Annotated in this window: 24 protein-coding genes and 1 tRNA gene; 11 read left to right on the plus strand and 14 right to left on the minus strand. The window is 43.0% G+C overall.

The features are described from left to right. Positions 1–5 precede the first annotated feature (5 nt). Both FAM09_RS13720 and FAM09_RS13725 read right to left on the minus strand, forming a co-directional pair. Positions 6–779, minus strand: coding sequence for an ABC transporter ATP-binding protein (locus FAM09_RS13720; RefSeq protein ID WP_136577688.1), 774 nt, complete (start codon positions 777–779; stop codon positions 6–8). A 9-nt stretch (positions 780–788) separates the two neighbouring features. Further along, complete coding sequence (locus FAM09_RS13725; RefSeq protein WP_136577689.1) at positions 789–1,559, minus strand: MlaE family ABC transporter permease; 771 nt, start codon at positions 1,557–1,559, stop codon at positions 789–791. A 172-nt stretch (positions 1,560–1,731) separates the two neighbouring features. Between FAM09_RS13725 and FAM09_RS13730 the strand changes: the two genes are divergently transcribed. Next, positions 1,732–2,856: an AI-2E family transporter gene (locus FAM09_RS13730; protein ID WP_136577690.1), complete on the plus strand. Its 1,125-nt coding sequence runs from the start codon at positions 1,732–1,734 to the stop codon at positions 2,854–2,856. On the opposite strand, the gene FAM09_RS13735 is transcribed toward FAM09_RS13730, so the two are convergent. From FAM09_RS13735 to FAM09_RS13780, 10 genes are all read right to left on the minus strand, one after another. Beyond that, positions 2,758–3,927 carry a hypothetical protein gene (locus FAM09_RS13735; protein WP_136577691.1) on the minus strand — a complete coding sequence of 390 codons (1,170 nt, stop codon included), beginning with the start codon at positions 3,925–3,927 and terminating at the stop codon, positions 2,758–2,760. The genes FAM09_RS13730 and FAM09_RS13735 overlap by 99 nt on opposite strands. 59 nt (positions 3,928–3,986) lie before the next feature. Beyond that, a complete protein-coding gene (locus tag FAM09_RS13740; RefSeq protein ID WP_136577692.1) occupies positions 3,987–4,406 on the minus strand; it encodes a hypothetical protein in 420 nt (139 codons plus the stop codon). A gap of 130 nt (positions 4,407–4,536) precedes the next feature. Next, positions 4,537–5,850: a hypothetical protein gene (locus FAM09_RS13745; protein WP_243751668.1), complete on the minus strand. Its 1,314-nt coding sequence runs from the start codon at positions 5,848–5,850 to the stop codon at positions 4,537–4,539. A gap of 38 nt (positions 5,851–5,888) precedes the next feature. Beyond that, complete coding sequence (locus FAM09_RS13750) at positions 5,889–6,563, minus strand: ABC transporter ATP-binding protein (RefSeq protein WP_136577693.1); 675 nt, start codon at positions 6,561–6,563, stop codon at positions 5,889–5,891. 10 nt (positions 6,564–6,573) lie between these two features. After that, positions 6,574–7,836, minus strand: a complete 1,263-nt coding sequence (locus FAM09_RS13755; protein ID WP_136577694.1) for an ABC transporter permease — start codon at positions 7,834–7,836, stop codon at positions 6,574–6,576. Further along, complete coding sequence (locus FAM09_RS13760) at positions 7,833–8,957, minus strand: efflux RND transporter periplasmic adaptor subunit (RefSeq protein ID WP_136577695.1); 1,125 nt, start codon at positions 8,955–8,957, stop codon at positions 7,833–7,835. Before FAM09_RS13760 ends, FAM09_RS13755 begins: the two co-directional genes overlap by 4 nt. Before the next feature lie 184 nt (positions 8,958–9,141). Continuing rightward, positions 9,142–9,435, minus strand: coding sequence for a pyrimidine/purine nucleoside phosphorylase (ppnP, locus tag FAM09_RS13765; RefSeq protein WP_136577696.1), 294 nt, complete (start codon positions 9,433–9,435; stop codon positions 9,142–9,144). Between the two features lie 245 nt (positions 9,436–9,680). After that, positions 9,681–12,284, minus strand: coding sequence for a TonB-dependent receptor (locus tag FAM09_RS13770; RefSeq protein ID WP_136577697.1), 2,604 nt, complete (start codon positions 12,282–12,284; stop codon positions 9,681–9,683). A 45-nt stretch (positions 12,285–12,329) separates the two neighbouring features. Then, entirely contained in the window at positions 12,330–13,346 is a 1,017-nt protein-coding gene (locus FAM09_RS13775; RefSeq protein WP_136577698.1) for a FecR family protein, read from the minus strand. Between the two features lie 48 nt (positions 13,347–13,394). Then, the gene (locus tag FAM09_RS13780) at positions 13,395–13,961 is read right to left on the minus strand and encodes an RNA polymerase sigma-70 factor (protein WP_136577699.1); all 567 of its coding nucleotides are present in this window, start codon (positions 13,959–13,961) and stop codon (positions 13,395–13,397) included. 280 nt (positions 13,962–14,241) lie between these two features. On the opposite strand from FAM09_RS13780, the gene FAM09_RS13785 reads away from it, so the two are divergent. From FAM09_RS13785 to FAM09_RS13805, 5 genes are read left to right on the plus strand one after another with little or no spacing between them, the layout of a single operon-like run. Continuing rightward, positions 14,242–14,943 (plus strand): c-type cytochrome domain-containing protein, encoded by a 702-nt coding sequence (locus FAM09_RS13785; RefSeq protein WP_136577700.1) that lies wholly within the window; start codon positions 14,242–14,244, stop codon positions 14,941–14,943. 11 nt (positions 14,944–14,954) lie between these two features. Next, positions 14,955–15,344 (plus strand): hypothetical protein, encoded by a 390-nt coding sequence (locus FAM09_RS13790; RefSeq protein ID WP_243751669.1) that lies wholly within the window; start codon positions 14,955–14,957, stop codon positions 15,342–15,344. Between the two features lie 10 nt (positions 15,345–15,354). Continuing rightward, positions 15,355–15,777, plus strand: coding sequence for an OB-fold protein (locus tag FAM09_RS13795; protein ID WP_136577701.1), 423 nt, complete (start codon positions 15,355–15,357; stop codon positions 15,775–15,777). A 28-nt stretch (positions 15,778–15,805) separates the two neighbouring features. Next, positions 15,806–16,360, plus strand: a complete 555-nt coding sequence (locus FAM09_RS13800; protein WP_136577702.1) for a YceI family protein — start codon at positions 15,806–15,808, stop codon at positions 16,358–16,360. Between the two features lie 15 nt (positions 16,361–16,375). Then, positions 16,376–17,251: a DUF5777 family beta-barrel protein gene (locus FAM09_RS13805; RefSeq protein WP_136577703.1), complete on the plus strand. Its 876-nt coding sequence runs from the start codon at positions 16,376–16,378 to the stop codon at positions 17,249–17,251. Between the two features lie 188 nt (positions 17,252–17,439). Here FAM09_RS13805 and FAM09_RS13810 read toward each other — a convergent pair whose 3' ends face one another. Then, positions 17,440–18,108 (minus strand): BON domain-containing protein, encoded by a 669-nt coding sequence (locus FAM09_RS13810; protein ID WP_136577704.1) that lies wholly within the window; start codon positions 18,106–18,108, stop codon positions 17,440–17,442. Between the two features lie 296 nt (positions 18,109–18,404). Here FAM09_RS13810 and FAM09_RS13815 point away from each other — a divergent pair, with 296 nt between their 5' ends. From FAM09_RS13815 to groL, 3 genes are all read left to right on the plus strand, one after another. After that, a complete protein-coding gene (locus tag FAM09_RS13815; protein WP_136577705.1) occupies positions 18,405–19,535 on the plus strand; it encodes a baeRF3 domain-containing protein in 1,131 nt (376 codons plus the stop codon). 135 nt (positions 19,536–19,670) lie between these two features. Beyond that, entirely contained in the window at positions 19,671–20,054 is a 384-nt protein-coding gene (locus tag FAM09_RS13820; protein ID WP_136577706.1) for a hypothetical protein, read from the plus strand. Between the two features lie 162 nt (positions 20,055–20,216). Then, the gene (gene groL, locus FAM09_RS13825; RefSeq protein ID WP_136577707.1) at positions 20,217–21,839 is read left to right on the plus strand and encodes a chaperonin GroEL; all 1,623 of its coding nucleotides are present in this window, start codon (positions 20,217–20,219) and stop codon (positions 21,837–21,839) included. A gap of 3 nt (positions 21,840–21,842) precedes the next feature. Here the strand turns inward: groL and FAM09_RS13830 are convergent, their stop codons facing one another. Further along, positions 21,843–22,685: a universal stress protein gene (locus tag FAM09_RS13830; RefSeq protein WP_136577708.1), complete on the minus strand. Its 843-nt coding sequence runs from the start codon at positions 22,683–22,685 to the stop codon at positions 21,843–21,845. 239 nt (positions 22,686–22,924) lie between these two features. Here FAM09_RS13830 and FAM09_RS13835 point away from each other — a divergent pair, with 239 nt between their 5' ends. Further along, the gene (locus tag FAM09_RS13835; protein WP_136577709.1) at positions 22,925–23,869 is read left to right on the plus strand and encodes a TIGR03885 family FMN-dependent LLM class oxidoreductase; all 945 of its coding nucleotides are present in this window, start codon (positions 22,925–22,927) and stop codon (positions 23,867–23,869) included. Between the two features lie 239 nt (positions 23,870–24,108). After that, positions 24,109–24,192: transfer RNA gene (locus FAM09_RS13840), tRNA-Leu, on the plus strand. Positions 24,193–24,249 lie beyond the last annotated feature (57 nt).

Consider the following 24,249-nt stretch of genomic DNA (forward strand, 5'->3'; position numbering starts at 1 on the left):
AATAATTATTCAAAAAATTGTTTTATTCCAGGATCAACAGACCGTTTCAATTCATCGTAGGCGCCTTCCGCATAACAACGCCCATTTATTAACACCACTATCCTGTCGGCAGCCAGTCGTACGCAGGTCATATCATGAGAAATAATAAGTGATGACGATCTGTATTTTTTCTGTATGGTCATTATCAGTTCTATGATCTCCTTTCCGGTAACCGGATCGAGACCGGTGGTAGGTTCATCGTATAAAATGATTTCCGGTTTAAGAATGAGGGTGCGGGCAAGGGCAATCCTTTTACGCATCCCACCCGATAATTCTGCCGGCATCATATTGATCGTATGCGCAAGCCCAACATCTTCCAGCGCTTCCTGCACCAGGTTATCTACTTCCTGCTGCGTTACATGCATCCAGTGCCGGCGCAAAGGGAACTCGAGGTTTTGCCGAACAGTCATTGAATCATACAGCGCATTGCTCTGAAAAAGGAACCCTACCTTGGCGCGCACTTTATCCAGTTCTTCATGGTCAAGATCGGTAATATTCCTCCCAAACAGTTCAATGACACCGCTATCCGGCATCAATAAACCAATGATACATTTTATCAAAACCGATTTCCCTGAACCTGATTTACCCAGTACGACAAGATTTTCACCATTAACCAGGGTCAGGTTAAAGTCATTTAGTACCTTATTGCTGCCAAATGATTTATACAAATGTTTTACAACCAGTACGTCCCCGCTGCTTTCCTTTTTCTTTTCCGCCTGTATCAATACCTGTTCTTTCATAAACACAGCTTAATTCAGATTTAAAAGATCAGTTATTTGCACAACCACCAGGTCAATAACAAATATGACGATAGATGAAACAACCACAGCCGAGTTGGCCGACTGCCCCACCCCTTCTGTTCCTTTCGCGGAATAATATCCTTTATAGCAACCGATGATGCCAACCGCAAAACCAAAAAAGAATGATTTAATAAATGCAGGCAGCACATCTCCAAACGCCAGGTTATCGAATACCTGGGTATAAAAGAGGTGAAAACTGGTTACCCCCCGAATGTTAACGCCCAAATAAGAACCAAATAATGAAATAGCATCACCCAGCATTACCAGAACGGGTAACATAAGCGTAGCTGCCAGCACCCTGGTTACCACCAGGTATTTGAATGGATTTGTGCCGGAAACTTCCATCGCATCTATTTGTTCCGTTACCTTCATAGACCCCAGCTCTGCACCGATACTGCTGCCGATCTTGCCGGCAAAGATCAAAGCGGTGATCACAGGCCCTATTTCACGAACGATAGCAATCCCCACCATGGCCGGAAGCTGGGATTCCACTCCATACTCGATCAGCGATGGCCGCAATTGCATGGTTAAAACCAATCCCATGATGAAACCGGTTAAGCCTATCAAAGGGAGTGACTTATACCCTATTACAAAACACTGCCTGATAAATTCCGATATCTCATACCTGGGCTTGAAAGCCTCTTTAAAGAATCGGATTGCAAAGACCGACACGTCGCCTGTTTCCTGCAAGAATCTGCTTGTTTTAACCGGTATCGCCATAAAATTGAATTATTCTAAAGGTCCACCAGTTTAAGCTATCTGATCATGAAGCCGGTCATTGAATGGAATGATAATAATCAAGTTGTAAAAATTATGTAAGCAGCTGATAAAACTCACCACGGTCAATGACAATCATCCTGGAATTAAGATCTTAATTCGATTAGCTTTAAATATGATCAACAATGCTTACAATAACCATTCGATTTTAAAAAATCTGCAGATCATCGTATTAACTGCGGTTATCCTGTATTTTGGCAAAGCCCTGTTTATTCCGCTCGCTTACAGTTTACTCATTGCCATGGTGCTGTATCCTGGATGCAAGTGGCTTGAGCAACACCGGTGGCCACGCAGCCTTACCATCGGTGCAGGATTATTTATTGTTGTTATTCTTTTTGGTCTCCTGCTTGGTCTTTTGTTTATTCAGATCAATGTACTCCGGGAAGATATTCCGCAACTACTTGAGAAAGTAAGGCCCTCTTTGCATGAACTGCAGCAATGGATCGCATCAGGTTTTAACATCTCAGTCGCCGCCCAGAATGAATGGTTGCAACAGATAATACGTAATTTCAGCAACAGCACAAGCAGTATACTGCAATCGACCATCACGGCTACAGCCGGCGGATTATTTACATTATTTCTTATACCTGTATATGCGGCTTTATTCCTTTACAACAGGGAGGTGTTTGTTCAATTTCTGGAAAAACTAACAGGCAGCCAATACAGTAAACAATTAAAATCTCTGTTACATGAAACCACGCATACTTATTTTAATTTCATTAAAGGCATGGCGATGGTTTATCTTATTGTGGGCGTGTTAAACAGTATCGGGTTAATGGCGCTTGGCATTCCGCATGCAATACTTTTTGGTATGCTAACAGCCATTATGACGATCATTCCATATATAGGAATAATTGTAAGTGCGCTATTGCCCATCACCGTTGCCTGGATCACCAAAGACAGCATCTGGTACCCAATTGGCGTGGTAGCTGTTTTTACCTTCGTGCAGTACCTGGAAGCTTACCTGATCTTTCCTAAAGTAGTTGCCACCCAGATAAAAGTAAGTACCTGGGCCACATTGGTAGCTATTATAGCCGGCGGACTTTTATGGGGCATCTCAGGCATGATCCTGTTTATTCCATTAATAGGAATACTAAAGCTTATAAGCGATAGTATTCCCGAATTGAAAGCCCTGAATATTTTACTGGGGCGATCTGCGCCAGTTAACGTTCAACAAAACAGAGCCAAAGGCAATACAAACAAGCAGCGCAAAAATGAACCAGCCGAAGAAGGGCGTTAAAGAAACGATCCTGAAAATTATAAAAATGCCCAGCGCCACGAACACCATCCGCCAGTATGACCAGTTTGTTGCAGAACGGCTATTGAGCCAGTTCGCCGCTACAACCGATGTAATGGTACCGGCAAAAACTGCCAGTATAATATAACTGAATAACAAAATAACACCTACCGGTACACCGATAATGGTAATGCAGGCAATCGCTGCCGCCACCGGCACGCCAATCCAGAATAAGAAACCATATCCAAACGACCTCAGTGCCTTATCATAAGCAGTTTGCCCCGCCTTTTTCATAGTGCGGCCAAACAGATGCTGTATGATCATGATCATAATGAACACCATGCCCACATACCACAACAACCCAAATACCGACGAAAAACCAAGAAAATACCAGTGTTCCCGATCTATTCGCAGAGATGGATCATATATGGCCTGGCCTTTTTTAACTGAATTATTGAAGTTAACATCCCTTGAGGGGCTCCAGTAACGCACATCATTATTAAAAGCGGCCGTATTCCCTATGGTAAGTTCATCACCCGCCACTAAAACAGACCGCCCGTTCACGCTACCATTAATAGTAATATCACCCCCCCGGCAATCAATATCTTTCATTACAGCGCCATTTAATAATAATTCACCTGATGCCGATCTCACTGAACCAGTCACCTGGCCATCGATTGTTATTTCCCCGCCTGCAGATATCAGGTTACCTATCACAGCATCTTTATTGATAGCAATTTTACCCCCGGTAACAACCACATCGCCCGCAACATTTTTAAATATATTCAGTTTGCCACCTGCACAACGTATGTCATCTCCAACATAGCCATTGAAAGAAATGGTTCCTCCAGCCGCCAGTATATCGTTTGAGATACTATCATTTATGGTAACTGTTCCCCCGGTGACTATCAGGTCTCCATAAACAGGCGCATTGATTATTATATCACCCCCGGCGATATAAACGTCCTCATAAACCGGTTTATCGATAACAAGATTTTTACCCGATTGAATACGTATGGCTTTGACTGAGCACATAATGCTCAGCATTATCATAAGTAAAAATATGTGTTTCATATGTTTCATTTAAAAAGTGGCTATGGTGAGCAATAAACACAGGGAAATTAAATTACAACTTAATCCACATCTCTATTCAGATCAAAATCATCATCTTTATCTTTAGGTTTCCTGCCGGTGGTGATCTCTCTACTTAAATCATTTTGTTGCTTAAGACTCCAGCTATCCGACATGGAAGATTCCAGCCATACATTCCCATACCTTCTGAATAACTGGGTACACAAACCGAATTTGTCCATAAAGGCTTTTTCCAGGTCCGATACTGTCATCATGTCTTCAACTACAACTTCTCCCTCAGGTATATTGGGTTTCTTAATGTCACTAAATTTATAATTATGTGCAATCTTATTTTTACTCAGCTTTTGACCACTTTGAAGATCGAGATTTTTTAAGAACTCAATTTTAAGAAAAGGGTAAGCCCGGTTAAACTCCTGTTGCACATCCTTAATCAATCTGTCTCCGTTAATCAGCAACTTCATATAAAATACTTTAAGCTTGTTAATTAAAAGCCTTACATAACAAGTTATTATAATAAAAAGACAGGATATATGATAATTAATAGCAGGGGGGATGATAATAATCAAAGTAAACTGCTTCGTATGGGAATTTTCAAAAACCTATAACAACCTGGATCACTCCTCCGTTAAACTTTCCTTCATTCCTATAATCTTCCTGTGGAAAATCCTTGTAATATTGATTCACGGCCTCAGCTTTTAATAAGATATTGTTTGTAAAAAAATATCCTGCAGCCATGACCACCCGGTCAATCTTAACGTTGTTTATAATTCCCTGAAGACGGGCAGTAACCGCATTATACCTGGAGGCTATAAATAAGTTTTCCTTATTGCCAAACCTGAATACCCAGTCAACAGCATATTGTTTTATAGGGCGCGCCCTGTTCTCTGTTGCATTACGGCCCCGGGCTTCTTCATAAGTTGCAAATACTTCGAAGCCTATTAACTTAAAAAATCCATTCAACTGAAAAGCACTCACCTTGTTGGTGAAGCCGGGATTTAATCTTCCGGAGAATGCATTGGCAGCATAGGTAACACCCGGGGCTTTTTCCATTACCATAAAATAGTTCGATCCTGCCCCTTCCCCTGCAAATAAGGAATTATTTTCCGAGCTGGCATCATAATAGAAAGAACCAGACAGCCTTAACCTGAACCTTTCCCCTACACTTTTATCCATACCGGCCTTCCCGTAAAATGCCGGGGAATTATGAATCTGTCCATTCTGGAGAGATACTATCTGCGAATCTCTATTATTCCACATCACGCCATTGGAAATACCAGCCAAAGCAAAGAAGCCATTTTTGCGTGCATGCACTTCAGCGCCCGTTTCAGTTGCACAAGCATCAACAATGTAATTTTCAATAAAAGGATTGTAAATAGCCTGGCCGCCATCAGAACGCCGGAAATGAGCGTCGCCATAATTTACTTCCATTAGCCCAGTCCTGATTGTTATAACCTGCATCAGTTTTTCCCACAACTCACTATCCAAGGGCAGCTTATCGAATTGCAGGTAACCTGCTTTCAGCCTTGCTTCATTGCGGGAACGTGTAGATAAATAGCAGGTCAAATTAAACCTGGTGCCTGTGATCAATTGAACATCCATACTGAAGTTGGCCATTGCAGGGGTAAACCCGGGATGGATCGTATAAAGTGCATTATCCGCTTTTCCATCGGCATCGTTGGAATGCGACAGTGACTGGTATGCCTGGGCCAAACCAGCCCCTAAACGAAATTTAATGCCCTTAAAAGCTTCAACAGGTTCTTTCGGCGATTCAAAAACATTGACCCCGCGTTTATCGTAATACCTGAAGTTTGGCAAACTGTCGAATTGAGCAGTTAGTTCAAGCGGCAATAAACCCAGTTGCAGAACCATCCAATGCGCTGCAACATGCATCACAAAATCTTTCATATTGCCAGATTTAGAAATTACTAAAAAAGGTTGTTCGTCTATGTTTTGATCCTTCCATCGGCCATTTCAAGAATACGATTCGATTTGCGGGCAAAATCATGATCATGCGTAACCGCAATGATCGTGTTACCTTCCTGTGCCAGTTGATTGAATATGTTGAATATTATGGTTGTATTGGCAGAATCGAGATTGCCTGTGGGTTCATCTGCCATAATGATCTTTGGATCATTGATCAATGCACGGGCAATGGCCACCCTTTGTTGCTGCCCACCCGATAATTTACCCGAAAGTTTGTGTGCATGCTCATGCATATCCATTTGCTTTAGCTTTTCCATTGCACGTTGTTCTACTTCCTGGTATTCCAGCTTTCGCAGCTTTAAAGCAGGTAACATCACATTTTCAAGCGCTGTAAATTCAGGAAGCAGAAAATGAAACTGAAATACAAATCCGATGTGCTCATTCCTGAAACGGGCCATAGCGTTCTCATTTAATCCGGTAACGGTAACACCATTAATGATCACTATTCCTTCATACGCAGTGTCGAGCGTAGACAACAGATATAATAAAGTTGACTTACCACAACCTGATTTACCCATGATAGACACAAATTCTCCTTCCTGAATAGACAGGGAGATATCATGTAAAATCTGGGTAGTATCCGGTTCATGAAAATATTTATTAAGCTTTTCTGCTTTCAGTACATTCTGCTGCATACAATTCGTTTTATCCTCTTAAAATGGTTACCGGATCTACCCTCGACGCTTTTAGCGCCGGCAATAAACCGGCCAGCCCGGTAGTAAGAAGGCCAAAGATCATTCCTACCACATAATAACTTGTATCAAAATTCACCGGGAAATGTTTTATAATTATCCATTCATCTTCCGGCCACGGCACCTTCGATAATGCATAAGATAAAAGGAAGCCCAGCAACAGTCCTGCCATTGCGCCTATCAGCCCAATGATCAGTGACTGTGATAAAAAGATCTGTACAATGTCTTTCCTGGCAAAACCTTCGGCCTTCAAAATGGCAATGTCTTTCATTTTGCCAATGATCACCATGTTCATAATATTGTAAATACCAAATCCTGCGATCAGTAATAACGTAAAGCTTAACACATATGTAAACGTATCCCTGATCAGGTTGCCTGCCTTAACAGATGCATTCACTGTTTCCCAGTCCTCTGCTTTGTAGCCATATTTCCTTGATAAATCGGGCGCCAGTGCAGCGGCCTCGTTCATATCTTTCAGCTTTAAGCGAATGTCGGTGATATAATCGCGGCTTTTACCCAATAACTGTTGCATACTTGTAATACTTACATATGCTTTGTATTCATCCATGGTGGCAATTCCGAATTTATAGGTACCCACTACCCTGAACCGCAACCGGGCTCCTGATGGCGCCGTGGCGGTTACCATATCTCCTGTTGTTACATTTAATTTATTGGCCAGTTTATAGCCTAACAAAATACCATTACCTGCAGTTAATAAATTTTCAGGGCGCCCGCTGGCCATTTTATCAGTGAGCCCGAAAAGCCGGTCTTCTTCTCTTATGTCTACCCCATCGAGCGAGGCTCCCAGTTGCACAGGGCCATAGTTAAAAAGTATTTGAGCCGATACCAGGGGCGATACCACATGTACTTCATTAAGTTTGCGAAGGTCTTCAATAATACCAGAAGCGTTTTTCAGGTTCAGGTTTATTTGTTTGGGGCGGGGATGTCGAACTATGATCCAGTTGTTCTGCTTTTCGCCGAAGAATTGTTTGGTAACGGAGGAAGCATAATCTGTTTTATAATCATTGTAAATACGGATATCCGGCGTTACCGACAACATGATACCTTCGAAGAAATCGTTCATACCTTTCATAAAGCTCATCATAAGAATGAACATGCCAATACCGAAGGTAACACCTAACATGGCCACGATGGTTTGGCGTTTGCGTGACAGCAGGTGCACTTTCATAATTTTAAAATTCACCGGCAGTTTCATGGTTCATCGTTTTGGGAGGTGAGCAGCACGGCTGTTCCTTCATTGAGGCCGGCAATAATTTCTACATGATCAAGTGTGGTAATGCCTGTTTGTACGGCAGTTTTCTTTGCAGTTCTGTTTACCTGTATCCAAACGCTGTTATCACTGGTTAAAGCATTGCGAGGCAATACCAGCGCCTGATCTTTCTTTTGTACAATAATATTCGCCTCTACAGAGCTGTGAATGAAGGAAGGCGCCGCCCGTTTGGTAAATAATGCATCTACCCTGAAAGTCTGGTCCTGTTCATTCATTACCGGATAAATGTATGATACTACGGCCTCGTAAATGGTGTTTCCGGTAACATCTGTCTGCAGCAATACCTGCTGACCGGTTTTAAGTTTACCAATGTCCTGCTGGTCTACAGCCAGGCGGATCACCAGGTTGCCCGGTGATCCTGCCAACGCCACTACTTCATTTATATTCACCGTTTCTCCCGCTTCCTTGTACGTTTGGTATACGATCCCGTCCCGGTCGCTCCTGATATAATATTCCTGCAGATCTTTATCAAACGTAGTTAACTGACTGTGGGCATTGCTGTGTGAAACCTTCAGGTCGTTCAGGGCCGCATAATATTTCTGCTCAGCAATCTTCTTCTGATTCTGTGATACCTGGTAACTGGTATATACATTATCGAGGTTGTTTTTGGTGCCAATACCCTGCGACCACAGGTTTTTATACCGGAGATAAGTAATAGAATCGTTGGCGTGCTTTACAACAGCATTTTGTAAAGTTAATTTCAGGTCGTTTAATAAAGGGGATCGATCAGAGAGGTTAACGACCAAATTCTGATAATTTTTCAAAGCTGCGTCGTACCTTTTCCTGGCTGCTTCATGGCTGATAACAAATAACAATTGTCCCTTTTTTACGGTATCCCCATCCCTTACCAGTTTTTTAATAATAGCACCGCTTGTTAAGGCAGCGAGCTTGTATTCATTTTCAGGAATGATCTTACCTGAGGCATATACTGTTTCAATAATGTCTTTTCGTTCGGGATATATAACTGGCGCTTTGTTACAACTGAACCATGACAGCATTATGACCCCAAAGCCAATCATCCAATGGTGGCAGGTTATTACTAACATAATTGTTCGACCTCTTTATTTGTTGCTGCAAATTAACGCTGCAGTGGCCCGAAAGGCATGATAGCGGTCAAATGAAGAACTGAAAGAAGTCAGCCGGAAGCAAATTAACGCAGCGCCATAAAACAGGCATCACGTAATTTCCTGAAATACGTTGTATGGCCCCCCAAAAAAGCGCCCTGTTTTTCTAACTATAGTAACAGATATAGGCTACATCCGTAGCACAATTTACTTCAAATGATGTGTGTGCGGCTATTTCAAAAGCATCATCCTTCCTGTGCGTGAGCCAGTCGCCGCCTTTCACCTTTGTGCTCATGGTTCCTGAAATAATTACCATCGTCTCAAGCGAAGAGGTGTTAAATACATAAGTTCCCTTTTTCATAACTCCTACAGTTGCTGGCCCTTTCTCAGTTTCGATACCCAGGCTTTGCACTTTTCCATCAAAATATACATTATGCGAAATGTTATCGGAACTGCTCATAAGATTAATTTATTAAGCGTTATTACTTTTTTGAGGCGCTAAATTAATTTATTCCATGATATGATGGTGTAAAAAAAGGCCTTGAAATGGAAGTCTCACAGACTTCAATCGGGGGTTTCTCATTTCCTGGCACATGGCGTTAAGCAAAATCGTAAAGCCATAATTGCTCACTTACTACAAAACCAGCACAAGCTGCAGATCGAATTGCCTCATATGAGGGCCTTTGCAAGGCGGCCGTTTGCCCATTAAAAACTTAACTTGTATGTAAGAGTGGGTATTACCGGGAAAAACGGTATTTCCTTTATGTATGCCTTTTTTGTTTCCGGATCAATTGATCTGTAATAAAATTGTGTATTTCTATGCGCATATACATTAAACACCGATAACACCCACTCACTCGTCCAGGTGCGGTTGGGTGCAATTCTGCGATTCTTATAAGAAACGCTTACATCCAAACGGTTATAAGGTGAAAGCTGGTGGTTATAGGCTTCCTTGTGATCATCTTCATCATACAATGGATTGCTATTTTGATTGCCTGAACCGGAATTTAATGTCACCAACCGGCCACTTGTCACATAAGCCGTTGCAGAGGCAGACCAGTGCTGATCGAGGTTATAATTGCATAATACATACAGGCTGTGTTTCCTATTGATGGCCAGGGGAAAAGAGACGCCGCGGTTCAATGAATCAAATTGTTGAAATGCATTGGTGAATGAATAGGACACCCATCCTTTTACCCGTCCGGTGGTTTTTCTGATAATAAATTCACTACCATAACTCCATCCTTTACCAAATATCAACTGGTCTTCCAGGCTATTGTCAATTACAGAAGTGGCGCCCCCCTTTAACAATAGTTGGTTACCCATTGTTTTATAATAAACTTCCAGGCTTGCCTGGAAGATTTTACCCTTGAAGTTTTTATAAAAGCCGGCTGATACCTGCTGGCTACCCTGTGGCTTCACTTTGTTGCTGCATCCCATCCATATTTCGGCCGGGAAGGTTGCATTATAACTTTGCACCAGGTGAATATACTGATGCATACTGGTATAAGACAGTTTTATACTGCTGTTTGCCCCGGTGAGGTATAATAATGATAAACGCGGTTCAACATTCATAAACTGCACATCAATTTTCCGGTAAAGCGGCACCCGCACACCTGCGTATACATTGAATTTGCTGGTTATTTTATAATCATCGCCCAGGTAGGCGGCCAAACGGCCGGAACTTCTTTGCGGTATGTCGTTTTCATTGATGCTTAAAAAACCTGCCGGCGAAACCTTGTTCGACAAAGTAGCAGGGAAAAGCGATTGCTGCAGGTAATCGATGCCCCCGCGGATCCGGTGCGAAATATTGGGGTAATAATACAGGTCGGTGCGGGCATGCAGGTCACGGATGCCGGAATACAGCTGGGCATAATATTTTTTCTCAATGGCAGTAAGGCGTTGAAAATAGGAAGTATAAACCAATGATGTGTTTGCAAATAGTTTCTTGGAAAAAACATGGTTCCACCTGACGCTTAAAGCCCGGTTACCGAATGCGATATTATAATCTATGTAATCGTCCTCGTCATGATCATCTTCCTCACCCGCCGAATTATATGCGCCTTTGTCGTATCCCTGGTAAATACTGAAATACACCCTGTCACGTGGAGATAACTGGAACTGCAGCTTTGTATTCAGATCATAAAAATAATAATTGCTGAAATAGGCGGTGTTTGAAACCGGCCGAAGCAGGTAGTCGATCGTACTTCTGCGGGCCGACAAAAAGTAAGAAGATTTACCGGTTGTTACAGGGCCATACAAGGCCAGTGAAGAAGTCATGGTGCCCAGTTGCAATTCACCGCCCAACTGCCGGTCGCTTCCATCTTTCATTTGCACTTCGAGCACTGAACTTAAATTATCGCCATATGAAGCGGGAAAACCACCTTTCAGCAACATGGCTTTTTTAATAGCAGAAGAATTGAAAACACTTACCAAACCCAACAGGTGACCCGGATTATAAAGCGTGGCTTCATCGAGTATTACCTTGTTCTGGTCGGCATTACCGCCTCTCACAAAGTAGCCGGCGGTTCCGTCAAGCCCTGCCTGAACCCCTGCCGACAACTGTACCGCATTGATGATATCGCCATTACCGCTCACGGCAGGTGTGGCAGTTATCATATCAGCCGACAGGTCTATCAGATCTACCTGGTTTCTGGTAACAGGATTATCTTTTTCGCTTACAACGATAACCGGTTTGAATGTAAAAGAATCTTCGCGGTGGCCGAGCTGCACATTCAGTTTTAGATCTTTACGACCGCCTAAAACTGTTCGATGGGTTTCATAACCGGCATAGGATATTTCCATTTCAAGGGAATCCACGGCAGGTATGGTAATGGAATAAAATCCATACCTGTTCGATACCGTACCTCTTTTAATGGATGGCAAAAAAATATTCGTACCCAAAAGCAGCTCCCCGCTTTTTTTATCCCTGGTAAAACCACTGATGGTTATTTTGCTACGGGGGCTTTTTTGTAATATAACCTGGTTACCACTAATACTGAAAGTAATACCGGTTTCCTTAAACAGGTTGTTCAACACATTTACCAATGGTTCTCCTGTGCACCTGAACGTGATCCGGCTTAGCCCTGCAATTAATTCAGCATCATATGCAAACCGGAAAGACAATTGCGATTCTATACTCAAAAGTATATTTTGAAGGGATTCGTTTTTTGCATCGATAGTGATCTTTTGTTCCTTTTCAATGATGGTCTGCGACCGCAACCCGGCCGTACACAGCAATACCACTACCACAAGTGAACACACCTGCAATAACACTTTATTACCTACCCCGGTAGTAACAGGCCGCATTGTTTTCTTGTTAACTATGGTACAGTATTTCTGGTTTGTAATGAATTATTCCTTTTTCAAATAATAAATGTCATTTTCCTGGCTAAAAGTTATGTTAAGCGATCTGCACAACACATCCAGGGCGCCCTCGAATGATTGTCCATCCAGGTGCCCGGTAAAGCGCTTTTGCATTATTGCCGAATCCTTTATAGCAATAGGCTTTTTATAAACAGCTTCGAATTTACGTATCACGTCAGAAAGGGAAGTATTGACAAAACGTAACTTATCTTCACCGGCAGCGGCCAAAGAATCAATAACGATAAGCGGCCTGGAATTATCTGTACCGGGCAGACATGTTATTTGCATACCCGCTTTTAAAAGGCGCACCTCGTTATCTGCCCTGCTCCTGAATTCAACCACGCCTGTAACTACAGAAACATATATACTGTCGTTTGCTTTCTTGATGCGGAAACTGGTGCCAATATCTTTTACACTGGCAATATCCAGGTCTACAATAAAAGGGATCGCTTCCTGGTGCCGTACTTCAAAAAATGCTTCTCCGTTTTTCAGGATCACTTTTCGTAACTTCTTATCATACCCTTCAGGCACTTCCATCTGGGAAGCAGGAAATAGTTTTATCAATGTACCGTCTGCCAGGGCAACCAACTGTTGTTCAGCGCTTCCTGTTCTATAGTTGCTACTGCTATCAATTCTCATTTTCCAGATAACTATACCTGTTACCAAAACAAAAAGGGCCGCTATTGAGACCAGGCCGATCAAACGAACACGGCTTTTTTCTTTGCCGGCAATCCTCCTCTCCTGTCCCTCATTTTCACGGGCCACCTGTTCTTCGAGTTTGGTTCGCAAATCATTCCACGCAACCGATCCATCGGCCTGCAGGTAAGCAGGAAATTCTTCCAGGTCATTATTCCAGGTATTCTTTACCTGTATAAACAGCTCCCTGTTTTCCACATCAGTTGCCAGCCATTGCTGCAGTGCAGTTTCTTCTTCCCGGTTTAAATTTCCCTGGCATGCAGAGCAGATCAGGGTCCACGGGACCGTATTATCTGGTAAATGATCCATGCGCTATATTTGATAAGACAAATAAAATAAGGCCCGGTCCCAATGGTATTACAAAAAAAGTTTTACGATCAAAAACAGGACCATGGATTTCCCTGAGTACCGGGCCAGTGTTTTAAGTGCCTGAGTTATATGGTTTTTTACAGTTTTTATTGAAAGGCCCAGCTTGTCGGCTATTTCCTGTTGCTTCAGTCCTTCGAACCTGCTCAGTTGAAATACTTTTTTACACTGCTCGGGCAGGTTTTCAATGGCTTTATACAACTGAGCTTTCAGTTCATTGGTTTCCAGTTGCGTTTCTTCATAGAATTCAGGTGGCAGCAGGGCAAGGGCACGCTGGTTCTGCAATTCCTTTTGCTGTTTGTTTAAAACATTGATGCTTCGGTTTACCACCGCCTTATATATATAAGCCTTTAGCGAAGATTCGATCATGATCTTTCCTGCATCTTCCCATATTTTCAGGAACACGTCATTCACGATCTCCTGCGCCACAGGTACCGACTTCACAAATTTGTATGCAACCAGGAAATATGTTTTGAAATGCTCCTTGTAATAGCTTTCAAAAGCAGGCATATTTCTTTCCCGGATCTGCTGCCATACTATATCATCAGTCGCGTTCATTTAAACTACAGGAAGTATGTAAAGGTGTAATAAAGGTATTGCGGCTATGCAAAATACCATAACGATCGAATGCGGGCAAATATTCTTTAAAACTCACTGGGACCATATGCATTTTATTTTGTCTGTTATATAAGAAGGAATTCCCCGCTCTGTTTCTACCCCACTAACACTAACTGGTTAATTGCACGCGCACCCGGCTCCCCTTCAGGAGCTGCGGCATGCTAGTGCTTTTTAATTCCTGATCCCCTTACCACTTTATATCACCCAAAAGAAAACAATTGTGAAATTAATATCCATTGTTACGATTGCAGCAACCGCATTTCTTTTCATCACCTGCAAACATGAAATATTGTCTAAAGGAGGAAGCAGTAATGGTAATAATCCGCCACCCGTCATCACGAATTCGTGCAGTGCCGACACTGTTTATTTCAGCAATGCCATTCTGCCATTGCTCAGTTCAGGCTGCGCCATGAGCGGTTGCCATGATGCTACTACGCATAAAGAAGGATTGATATTGAACAGTTATGCCGGCATCATGAAAATTGTAACGCCGGGCAATGCATCAGGGAGCAAATTGTACCAGGTAGTCAACACAACCAACCCCGGCGACATCATGCCACCGCCGCCCCATCAGCCATTCAGCGCTTCAGAAAAAGCATCCATTCAAAAATGGATAAACCAGGGTGCGAAGAACAATCAATGCAACGGTGGCTGCGACACAACCGTGTTTACTTTTTCAGGAGCAGTAATGCCTTTAATGAACACGTATTGCAAAGGCTGCCACAACCCAGCTTCACTGGGTGGCGGTGTAGATCTCAGCACCTATGCAGGCGTAAAGGCTTCGGCAGCAAGCGGAAGATTGCCGGGCAGCATTAAACAGGCAACCGGTTATAAGCCTATGCCGCAAGGCGGAAATAAATTGTCTGACTGCCAGATACAACAGGTTGAAAAATGGATACAGGCGGGAACTCCAAACAATTAATGTAATCTGATATGAATAATAAGCACATACATTCATATAACAACGGTATGTTACTGAAAGCAATGACCTTACCTGTCATCATCATTCTATTGGCAGCGGGGTGTTATTACGATAAGGGCGAACTGATATATCCCGATACAGCAGACTGCAGCAAGGTAAACGCAACATATACTGCGGTTAAAGCCATACTAACCACCAAATGCAATACCGCAGGTTGCCATAATACAGCTTCAGCCGCGGGATCAATAGTGCTGGAAACCTATGACCAGGCAAAAGCACAGGCGGGCCGCATTAAGCAACGGGCTATCGTTGACAAGACCATGCCGCCGGGCAGCCCATTAACGGCATCAGACATTTCCCTTTTAACCTGCTGGATCAATTCGGGAACACCTAATAACTAAATCAGCCTATATGCGAAGATGGAAAAAAATCGTAACGGCCATTGTGGTGATGCTGCTAGCCGGCATATTATATGGCTGGTATCTGTATAATAAAGAACCAGCAGACACGAGACAACAGGCCGCCACTGTGCAAATCGAAGCTTCAGCCCTGGTAAAAACCTTTTTACAGAATGAAGCGGCAGCAAACAGACAATATGTTGACAAATTGATCATTGTTTCAGGTAACATATCCGGCGCCCATCTCGAAGCCGATGGCCATGCCACCCTGTTCCTTGAAACAGGCGACCCGCTTGCGGTAGTTACATGCAGCTTTTACAATGAAGAAGCGGCAACAGTGAAGAATATACCGGTTGGATCAGTGGTAAGCATCAAAGGTATTTGTACGGGAATACTCACAGATGTAATACTGAATAAATGCAGCCTGGTAAAATAAATCATCCCACTTTTTAAACCAGATAATTATGACTATAAAAATGCCTGTTTTATTTTTTCTTTTCCTTTCACTTACCTCCCTATTGTATTCACAACAGCGATATTTTACCAAAAACGGCAACATCTCATTCGCTGCAGGTTCAGGGGAAGATATTGATGGGGTAAACAAAACCACCACCAGTGTATTTGATGCCGCTACGGGCCTGATTGAATTCGCCCTGCTGGTAAAAGGCTTCGAATTTAAAAGGGCTTTGATGCAAGCGCATTTCAATGAGAATTATATGGAAAGCGATAAATTTCCAAAGTCGGTATTCAAAGGAAAGATCATCAATATTGATAAAGTTAATTTTCAAAAAGACGGCGTGTACCCCGTCACGGTAAAAGGCATTCTCGATATGCATGGGGTTAAGAAAGAACTGGAAGCAACAGGCACGTTGAAAGTAACAGGCGAAACAGTTAGCACCAATGCCCAATTCAGCATCTTACTTTCCGATTATAACATAACTATCCCCTCTCTGGTAAAGGACAAAATATCAAAAACAGCAACAGTAAAAGTCAATTGTAATTACAGTATGCTTAAATAAAACAGTGGCGCACACATGAAAAAAATAATAATTGCGATTTGCTATACCGGAATTTATTTCAGTTCACCGGCACAGGACCTGCTTTCCCTGGTAGATAATAACGCCCCCCAAAAAGAGCATGTTACCAATGCCTTTAAATCTTCCCGGGTGTTAAACGGGCATTCCATGGAATTCATTGGAAAAGGAGAGCTTGATATTCGCATCCTGCACCGGTTTGGAGAAATCAATTCAGGACCGAATAACCTGTTTGGCCTTGACCAGGCGAACATGAGATTGGGATTTGATTATGGGTTACTCAAAAATCTCACCATTGGGGCAGGCCGTAGTAATGTTGGAAAAGAGCTGGACGGTTTTATCAAATTCAGGCCCGTATGGCAATCGACCGGCCCCGGTTCCTTTCCGGTTTCTATTGTTTTGGTTACAGGAATGACTGCACAAACACAACCCATGACAGACACAACAAAAATAAATTACTTCAGTAACCGCCTGGCCTTCTACAATGAGATCATTATCGGCCGCAAATTCAGCGAACGTTTCAGCCTGCAATTATCACCTGTATTTGTACACCGCAACCTGGCAGACCTGGCAAGCGAGGAGAACGATATATACGCGCTTGGTATTGGCGCCCGGCTGAAACTGTCTAAACGAATGGCCCTGGTGGCCGATTACCATTATATAGCTAAAGGACTCGATAAAAATAAATACAAGGACCCATTTTCCCTGGGATTCGATATTGAAACCGGCGGACATGTATTTCAATTGCTGTTCACCAATGCTACCGGCATGAACGAAAAATCGTTCATTACAAATACCACCAGCAATTGGGGCAAAGGAAGCATCCGTTTTGGATTCAATTTATCCAGAATATTTACTTTGGGCAAAAGGCATTGACGAACACGAAAAGGGTAAGGTATAAGAACCGGTTCTATAAATAAACACCAGGAAAGGCAAAATATTTTTCAACATCAAGATCCGGCCCGAATAAAGTGATTCCGGGAAAATGGCAGCTACACAATTCCGTGAAAAAATGACAGTTAATACAACCCACCCTGTAAAGCTGTTTCACCCAGCCTGTATTGCTAAAAGGCAAATTCTTCTTGTTCCACTACAAGATCATTCACAACACTGGTAACGCCCGGGGCTGCCCAGGCAGCGTTTTCAGCATCCTCCCTTTCGGCTATTGACCGAACCCTGCCACGTAAAACAACTTTGCCGCCATCAGTATCTACAGCGATCTTTTCTGATTCAATGGTGGCAGACCTGATCAATGCGGCCGTGATCTGTTCTTTTACATTAACCGGCTTTACAGAAGGCTTTATTGAAATAAAATTATTTATCCTGCGTACACCGGCCAGCTTTTCAACGGCCTGCCTGGCCTCATTCCGTTGATATTCCCACTCCAATTCACCCTCGAGCGAAACTATACCATCCTCGATCTTTACCTTAATTTTTTGATCGGGTATACTGGTGTTCCATCTCAATGCGAACAGGACCGCATCAGCAATTTCAGCATCCGTTTTTCGATAAGTAGGCGACATACCAACCTGAATATCTTCAGCAACAGCCCTAACCCCGGCTATTTTTTTTGCGGCATATTCGGCGGCGATCTTCTTTGAATAAGTATCTACAATTCCTGAAAGCGTAACAATCCCGTTCTTAACCGCAACGCCTATTTCTGCAGCATTCAAATCAGGTTCCCATTTAAGTTGATCCATTACATCCTGCTGGATCTGAATATCACTTTTCATAATGAAGATTTTTAGTTTACTAAAATTGAATTGATAATAAACAGATATAATATTCGAATATACCAGCAGTATATAAAGTGAAAAATGATAGCCGTCATACTGGGAGGTGATTTTAACCAGCGGTATGTAACCTTCCATTGAATCAGTTCATCAGCATCGTCAAATTTGTTCAGGATCATAACCTGCAATGACAGTTATCATTGAAATAAGCCCTGCAGACTGGTAGCTTTGAAGCAGCAACTGTTTCCAAGAAATTGGTTATTAAAAATTTCTAACCACTACAGAAATCAAATAATATGAACAAGCATATCGTCACCGACAACCTCAGGGCGCTGAGAAATGAAAAAAACGACATTTGCGTTTCCATCATTATGCCTACCCACCGGCTATCACCCGGCAGAAGAACAGATCCGGTACAAATGGAAAAGGCCATTCAACAGGTAAAATTACAGTTAAAGAACAATTACGATCAGGTAGCCATCAGTACGCTGGTACAGGCAATTGACGAATTGTATGAACAAATTGATTTCATGCACAATACAGCAGGTATTGGAATGTTTGTTTCGCAAAATGTTAAATGGCTCATTCACTTTTTCTTTCCCGTACAGGAAAGGATAACAATCAGTAGATCATTTGATATCAGGGACGTTTTGTATGAAACGTATTTTGATATCCCCTATGTTATTTTGATGGTAAGCCAAAAAGAAGCGAGGCTGTTCAACGCCCGGTTAAATGTAGTTACGGAGATCACCGACTCCCATTTTCCGAAAAAAAATGAAGCCGACTACGAATACAACCGCCCAAGCCGGGGAAGCTCTTATGTGGGACACAGCTTTGTAAAGGAGTTTGAAAAAGATAAATCGATATCTGAAGAGATCCGGCTTAAAAGCTTTTTTAGGGAAACGGATGATCTGCTGAAAAGCTATCTGAACCGTGGCGTTCCCTTAATAGTTACAGGAGAAAATAAAGACCTGGCGTATTTCAGCCAGGTGACCGGTCATTTACAGAACATAGCGTGCAATATTCCTGGCAATTATATGACATTCAATAATACAGAGCTGGGCGATCTAACGTGGAAAGCCGTGAAGCTGTTCCTCGATAACAAAAAAACAAATCTGGTGCGCGATTTTAAAGAAAAAATCGGCGAAGGCCTTGGACTAACAGGCATAGAAAATATCTGGAAAGCAGTACAGGAAGGAAGGGGGTATAAACTATTGGTTGAAAAAGATCTTTCAGTTGCGGGATATATCGGCAACAATAACGATTATGAAATGCATTTGCATCCGCCGAAACAACCGCACCACCTTGAGCCCGGTGTGGTTAACAGGCTTATTGAAGCGGTGCTGGAAAAGAATGGTGAAGTGATAATAATGGATAACGATTCTCTGGAAGAATTCGGAAGGCTGGCATTGATCACCCGGCATTGAACCGTTCCCTTTACCGGATACACATGGCTTTCACACACACTGTTCAGCCAGTACGTATACCATGATACGCATCATTGATAGCGGCCTGTAAATGTGTTTATTTTTGAATACATATTGCATATCAAATACTTTTTTATGCGTACACTGCTTATTATACTGATTGCCTTTGTTGGAATTACCGCAACGCTCATTGGTATGTTGTTGATAGCATACCCGGTATTGAGGGCATATAATTTTCCGGTAGATTTTTTCCAACCGGCTTTCTCACAAATATTTATAGTGCCTGGTATTTTATTTATCATAACCGGCAGCATAAACCTGGTAGCGCTTGCCAATACAATGAAAAGAAGGAGAACGCAATATTCCTGGTCAATAATGGGGGGTATGGCGATGATCGCATGGGTTGTGATTCATTCAGTTGTTTTACAGGCAATACCCTGGTTATATCATACCTATTTGATCTGCAGCCTGCTCATCGTACTGCTTTCCTGGCAGCTAAAGGGTAAATGGGCCGTATGAAAACAAAGGCAGCAGCTTTGCTCTTTATTTACTTTAAAAGTTACCACAAACTGACAATAATCGTATGGATGTTTGATGGCCGTCATTCAAACAGGGAGTGCATATAAGTAAATTGTCAACGATTGTCATCAATTAATTCATTGGTGCTTTAAACGATTATATATGGCCAAACAGATTGAATATGAACTGGACGCCCGTAAAAAATTAAAAACGGGTGTTGACCGGCTTGCCAAAGCGGTGATCATAACATTAGGACCACGTGGCAAAAATGTAGTGTTTGAGAAAATGGATGGGACGCCTCAAATGTCGTGCGACGGGGTAACGGTTGCCAAACAAATTGAACTGGAAGACCCCATTGAGAACATGGGCGTTAAAATGATCAGGGATGCCGCCATACGAATTGCCGAAGCCGCTGGCGATGGCACCACAACGGCTACGCTGCTGGCCCAAACCATGGTCGAAATCGGATTAAAAAAAGTAGAAGCCGGCATCAATGCCATGGAAATGAAAAAAGGTATCGATAAAGGAGTGAAAGCAGTAACAGCTAAATTGAAACAAATGGCTGTTACAGTGAGTACCGATAGTACCCGTATTGAACAGGTTGCCACCATTAGCGCAGGCAATGATCCCGAAACCGGCAAACTGATCGCTGAAGCCATGCGTAAAGCCGGTAAGGAAGGAGTAATAACCATTGAAGAAGCAAAGGGATTCGAGACCTATGTTGAAGTAGTGGAAGGAATGCAATTCGACCGCGGCTATCTGTCGCCCTATTTCATTACCAATTCTGAAAAAATGAATGTGGTATTTGACAATCCCTATATTCTCATTTATGATAAAAAGATCGCGGGCATGAAGGAAATGCTGCCCCTGCTGGATAAGATCACCCAAACAAGTGAACCGTTGTTGATCATAGCCGAAGAAGTGGAAGGAGAAGCCCTGGCCGTTCTGGTTGTAAACAAACTCCGGGGCATTCTGAAAGTAGCGGCGGTAAAAGCGCCGGGATTTGGCGACCGGCGTAAAGAGATGCTGGAAGATATTGCGGTGCTCACCCATGGCACGGTAATCGCAGAAGAAAAAGGATTAAAACTGGAAAATGCCGAAATCACGCATCTTGGCAGATGCGATAAAGTAATTGTAACGAAAGACAAGACCACCATAGTGGGCGGCGCCGGTGACAAAAAAAATATCGATGCCGCGATAGCGCAAATAAAAGAACAGTTAAAAACAACTACTTCCGAGTATGATAAAGAAAAGCTGCATGAACGGCTGGCCAAACTGGCAGGCGGTGTTGCCATTGTTTATGTAGGCGCTTCTTCAGAAATTGAGCTGAACATAAAAAAAGATATTGTAGATGACGCATTAAATGCTACCCGCGCTGCAATGGAAGAAGGCATTGTTCCCGGAGGCGGGGTGGCGTTCCTGCGTTGCCAGCCTGAACTTGACAAAGTGGAATGTACCAACGATGATGAGCGCACGGGAGTGGAAATACTTCGAAAGGCGCTGGAAGAACCATTAAAAAGAATAATAATAAATGCTGGCGGGGAGCCTTCAGAGATCGTGCAGAAAGTGAAATCGGGTGAGCATGATTTTGGATACAATGCAAAATCGGAAAAGTTTGAACAATTGCTTGAAACCGGTATTATTGATCCGGTTAAAGTTACCCGGCTGGCACTGGAATTTGCGGCATCTGTAGCAGGCATGTTTATAACCACAGAATGCGTGATCGTAAGAAAACCAGAGAAAAAAGAAACTGGTATTATAACGGCCAATCCGGAAGAGATGTGATGCCTATGTATGATGCGCAATGAACAATGGTTTATTTAACTCTTCCATCAGTATATCTGCCATACTGGGCTTGAACCAGCGCGAAACCATGCCCCTGTTGTAAGCGCCCAAAACAACCAGGAAATTCTTTTCCCTGCCTTTTAGCTGATCGAGAATCTCATTTGCGGCATCTCCTTTCACGACGGTAAATTCCGCTTGCGGAAAGTGCCGTTTCATGAACTCCTTCATAAGCCGGTTATCAGGCACATGCAAAGAATCCTTTATGTCTTTAACCGAAAAAACTTCAACCTGCAGGTCATTAAATTCCGAAAAAATGTAACAGAATGTTTTGATGGCATATACCGAAGCCGGTTCGCCATCATATAATAAAACGGCTTTATCGAAATGATTAAACCTTTTTGGCACAACCAGTACAGGGCATTGTACTTCACTCAACAGATCACGAACGAAGCGGGTGGGTATTCTTTCTTCGTAATGAGTAAAGGTTTCTTTGTTTTCAATTACCAGCAGATCGGCAAAAACGCTTTCATGCAACAGCTCATGTATGGCAATATTCCGGTCGTGATGCACCGAATAATTTAATGCAGCGGCCTGGCACAGTTTGCTAAATTTACCGGCTGCTTCTGCACGCATTTCTTCATCCTGTTTATCCAAAGTCGCCTGTTTATCTTCGTTAATAAAGCCTCTTTCATTTACCAGTTCGTATACTTTATAGCTATGATAAGTAAAATCATCCAAAAAAACACCCACAAGATGCGAGCCGGTTCTTTTTGCCATATAAACAGCATAATTGGCAGCGCTTTCGGAATACTTTAAACCGTCGAATACAGCAATTATCTTTTTCATGATCAAACTATTTATGGTGAGCAATAAATACCGGATCTATTGCAATTAAAATCCCTTTCATACTCTTTAGTAAATCTATTTATAAATAATGCCAGAACCCATGATTCCGGCCATAGCAGGTCATGATATACGTCAAGTACATGAAGGGGCCGGGCTTATGTTGAAGAAAATGCTTTAATTATAGCTTCGCTGCCATTTCTGTCGTTGGCAACGAGGCATCACATTTGCCATGATATTCTATGACACTGATCGGTTATCATGCATCACACGAACAGTTTGCGCCCTCGCATTTGTTACGATTGGCACAAATGGCGGAGCAGGCGGGTTTTGATTGCATTCATTCTTCCGACCACTTTCAACCCTGGGGCATACGGCAGGGAGAAAGCGGTTTTTCATTTAGCTGGCTGGGAGCGGCCTTGCAGGCAACTACGCTGCCTGTTAGTGTGGTATGCACGCCCGGGTACCGGTATCATCCCGCCATTGTTGCCCAGGCAATTTCTACGTTGGCCGAAATGTTTCCCGGCCGGTTCCATGCAGAATTGGGCAGCGGCGAGGCCATCAACGAAATGATCACCGCTACGGAATGGCCGCCAAAAGAGGAGCGCAATGAACGCCTGTTGCAATGCGCCCGTATCATCCGCAACCTGTTGCACGGACAAGCTGTTTCTTTACAAGGGGAAGTGAAAACGCCGCCCATCCGGTTGTATACGCTGCCGCAGCAACCGCCGCCCGTATTTTGCGCAGCCATCTCCGAAAAAACGGCTGCCTGGGCTGGAACCTGGGCCGATGGTTTGCTCACAACCGCCGATGCGGTAGCAGTTACTAAAAGAAAGATGGAGGTATTTCATGAACAGGCAGGCGTTGCCAAACCCGTTTATATACAATTGGGATTCTCTTACAGCCGGTCGAAAAAGGAAGCGCTGGAAGGCGCCTGGGAGCAATGGAAGACGAATATGCTGCCGGCTGAACAGTTGGCCAACCTGGCTACGCCTCAGCAATTTGAGGCCGCCACTAAACATATAACCGTGCAGGATGTGGCGGAGAAGATCACCATCTTTACCGATATCAGGGCATTGCATGAGTTTGTTGAAGGCTATAAAAGGTTGGGGGTTCACCGGATCTTTCTGCATAACATCAACACGCAGCAGGAACAGTTTATAGAAGATTACGGGCAATTTATTTGATTGTTTATGGCGTACTTTTGACGGATGATCACCGGAAACCAGGTACTGATGTGGCGCAAATGGTGGAATATTATCCGCAAGGTATTATTGCCGAAAAAGAGTTGCTGTAAGTAAAACGGACATTATCTTAAAAAAAGGGGGCTACATTTTGGACAGGAATATTCATTGTCGTAATATTGCCTCCCATTTTGAGGTACATCGGTCATAAGTCCTTGAATGTAAGACACTTTGAAATAATTGCCCAGATGGCGGAACTGGTAGACGCGCTAGACTCAAAATCTGGTTATCGCAAGGTAGTGCAGGTTCGATTCCTGTTCTGGGCACGAAAAAAGAAAAGGCTTTAAGTCATTAGACTTGAGGCCTTTTTAGTTTAGAGTAAT

The organism is Niastella caeni (assembly GCF_004834005.1).
Taxonomy (GTDB): Bacteria; Bacteroidota; Bacteroidia; order Chitinophagales; family Chitinophagaceae; genus Niastella; species Niastella caeni.

Excerpts from the sequence above, each read along its gene's own strand:
- FAM09_RS13800 (WP_136577702.1), top strand. The coding sequence starts at position 15,806 with ATGACTATAAAAATGCCTGTTTTATTTTTTCTTTTCCTTTCACTTACC.
- ppnP (WP_136577696.1), bottom strand. The coding sequence starts at position 9,435 with ATGAGCAGTTCCGATAACATTTCGCATAATGTATATTTTGATGGAAAA.
- FAM09_RS13805 (WP_136577703.1), top strand. The coding sequence starts at position 16,376 with ATGAAAAAAATAATAATTGCGATTTGCTATACCGGAATTTATTTCAGT.
- FAM09_RS13735 (WP_136577691.1), bottom strand. The coding sequence starts at position 3,927 with ATGAAACACATATTTTTACTTATGATAATGCTGAGCATTATGTGCTCA.
- FAM09_RS13730 (WP_136577690.1), top strand. The coding sequence starts at position 1,732 with ATGATCAACAATGCTTACAATAACCATTCGATTTTAAAAAATCTGCAG.
- FAM09_RS13725 (WP_136577689.1), bottom strand. The coding sequence starts at position 1,559 with ATGGCGATACCGGTTAAAACAAGCAGATTCTTGCAGGAAACAGGCGAC.
- FAM09_RS13820 (WP_136577706.1), top strand. The coding sequence starts at position 19,671 with ATGCGTACACTGCTTATTATACTGATTGCCTTTGTTGGAATTACCGCA.
- FAM09_RS13795 (WP_136577701.1), top strand. The coding sequence starts at position 15,355 with ATGCGAAGATGGAAAAAAATCGTAACGGCCATTGTGGTGATGCTGCTA.
- FAM09_RS13790 (WP_243751669.1), top strand. The coding sequence starts at position 14,955 with ATGAATAATAAGCACATACATTCATATAACAACGGTATGTTACTGAAA.
- FAM09_RS13835 (WP_136577709.1), top strand. The coding sequence starts at position 22,925 with ATGACACTGATCGGTTATCATGCATCACACGAACAGTTTGCGCCCTCG.
- FAM09_RS13830 (WP_136577708.1), bottom strand. The coding sequence starts at position 22,685 with ATGAAAAAGATAATTGCTGTATTCGACGGTTTAAAGTATTCCGAAAGC.
- FAM09_RS13810 (WP_136577704.1), bottom strand. The coding sequence starts at position 18,108 with ATGAAAAGTGATATTCAGATCCAGCAGGATGTAATGGATCAACTTAAA.
- FAM09_RS13750 (WP_136577693.1), bottom strand. The coding sequence starts at position 6,563 with ATGCAGCAGAATGTACTGAAAGCAGAAAAGCTTAATAAATATTTTCAT.
- FAM09_RS13755 (WP_136577694.1), bottom strand. The coding sequence starts at position 7,836 with ATGAAACTGCCGGTGAATTTTAAAATTATGAAAGTGCACCTGCTGTCA.
- groL (WP_136577707.1), top strand. The coding sequence starts at position 20,217 with ATGGCCAAACAGATTGAATATGAACTGGACGCCCGTAAAAAATTAAAA.
- FAM09_RS13770 (WP_136577697.1), bottom strand. The coding sequence starts at position 12,284 with ATGCGGCCTGTTACTACCGGGGTAGGTAATAAAGTGTTATTGCAGGTG.
- FAM09_RS13740 (WP_136577692.1), bottom strand. The coding sequence starts at position 4,406 with ATGAAGTTGCTGATTAACGGAGACAGATTGATTAAGGATGTGCAACAG.
- FAM09_RS13815 (WP_136577705.1), top strand. The coding sequence starts at position 18,405 with ATGAACAAGCATATCGTCACCGACAACCTCAGGGCGCTGAGAAATGAA.
- FAM09_RS13760 (WP_136577695.1), bottom strand. The coding sequence starts at position 8,957 with ATGTTAGTAATAACCTGCCACCATTGGATGATTGGCTTTGGGGTCATA.
- FAM09_RS13745 (WP_243751668.1), bottom strand. The coding sequence starts at position 5,850 with ATGAAAGATTTTGTGATGCATGTTGCAGCGCATTGGATGGTTCTGCAA.
- FAM09_RS13720 (WP_136577688.1), bottom strand. The coding sequence starts at position 779 with ATGAAAGAACAGGTATTGATACAGGCGGAAAAGAAAAAGGAAAGCAGC.
- FAM09_RS13775 (WP_136577698.1), bottom strand. The coding sequence starts at position 13,346 with ATGGATCATTTACCAGATAATACGGTCCCGTGGACCCTGATCTGCTCT.
- FAM09_RS13780 (WP_136577699.1), bottom strand. The coding sequence starts at position 13,961 with ATGAACGCGACTGATGATATAGTATGGCAGCAGATCCGGGAAAGAAAT.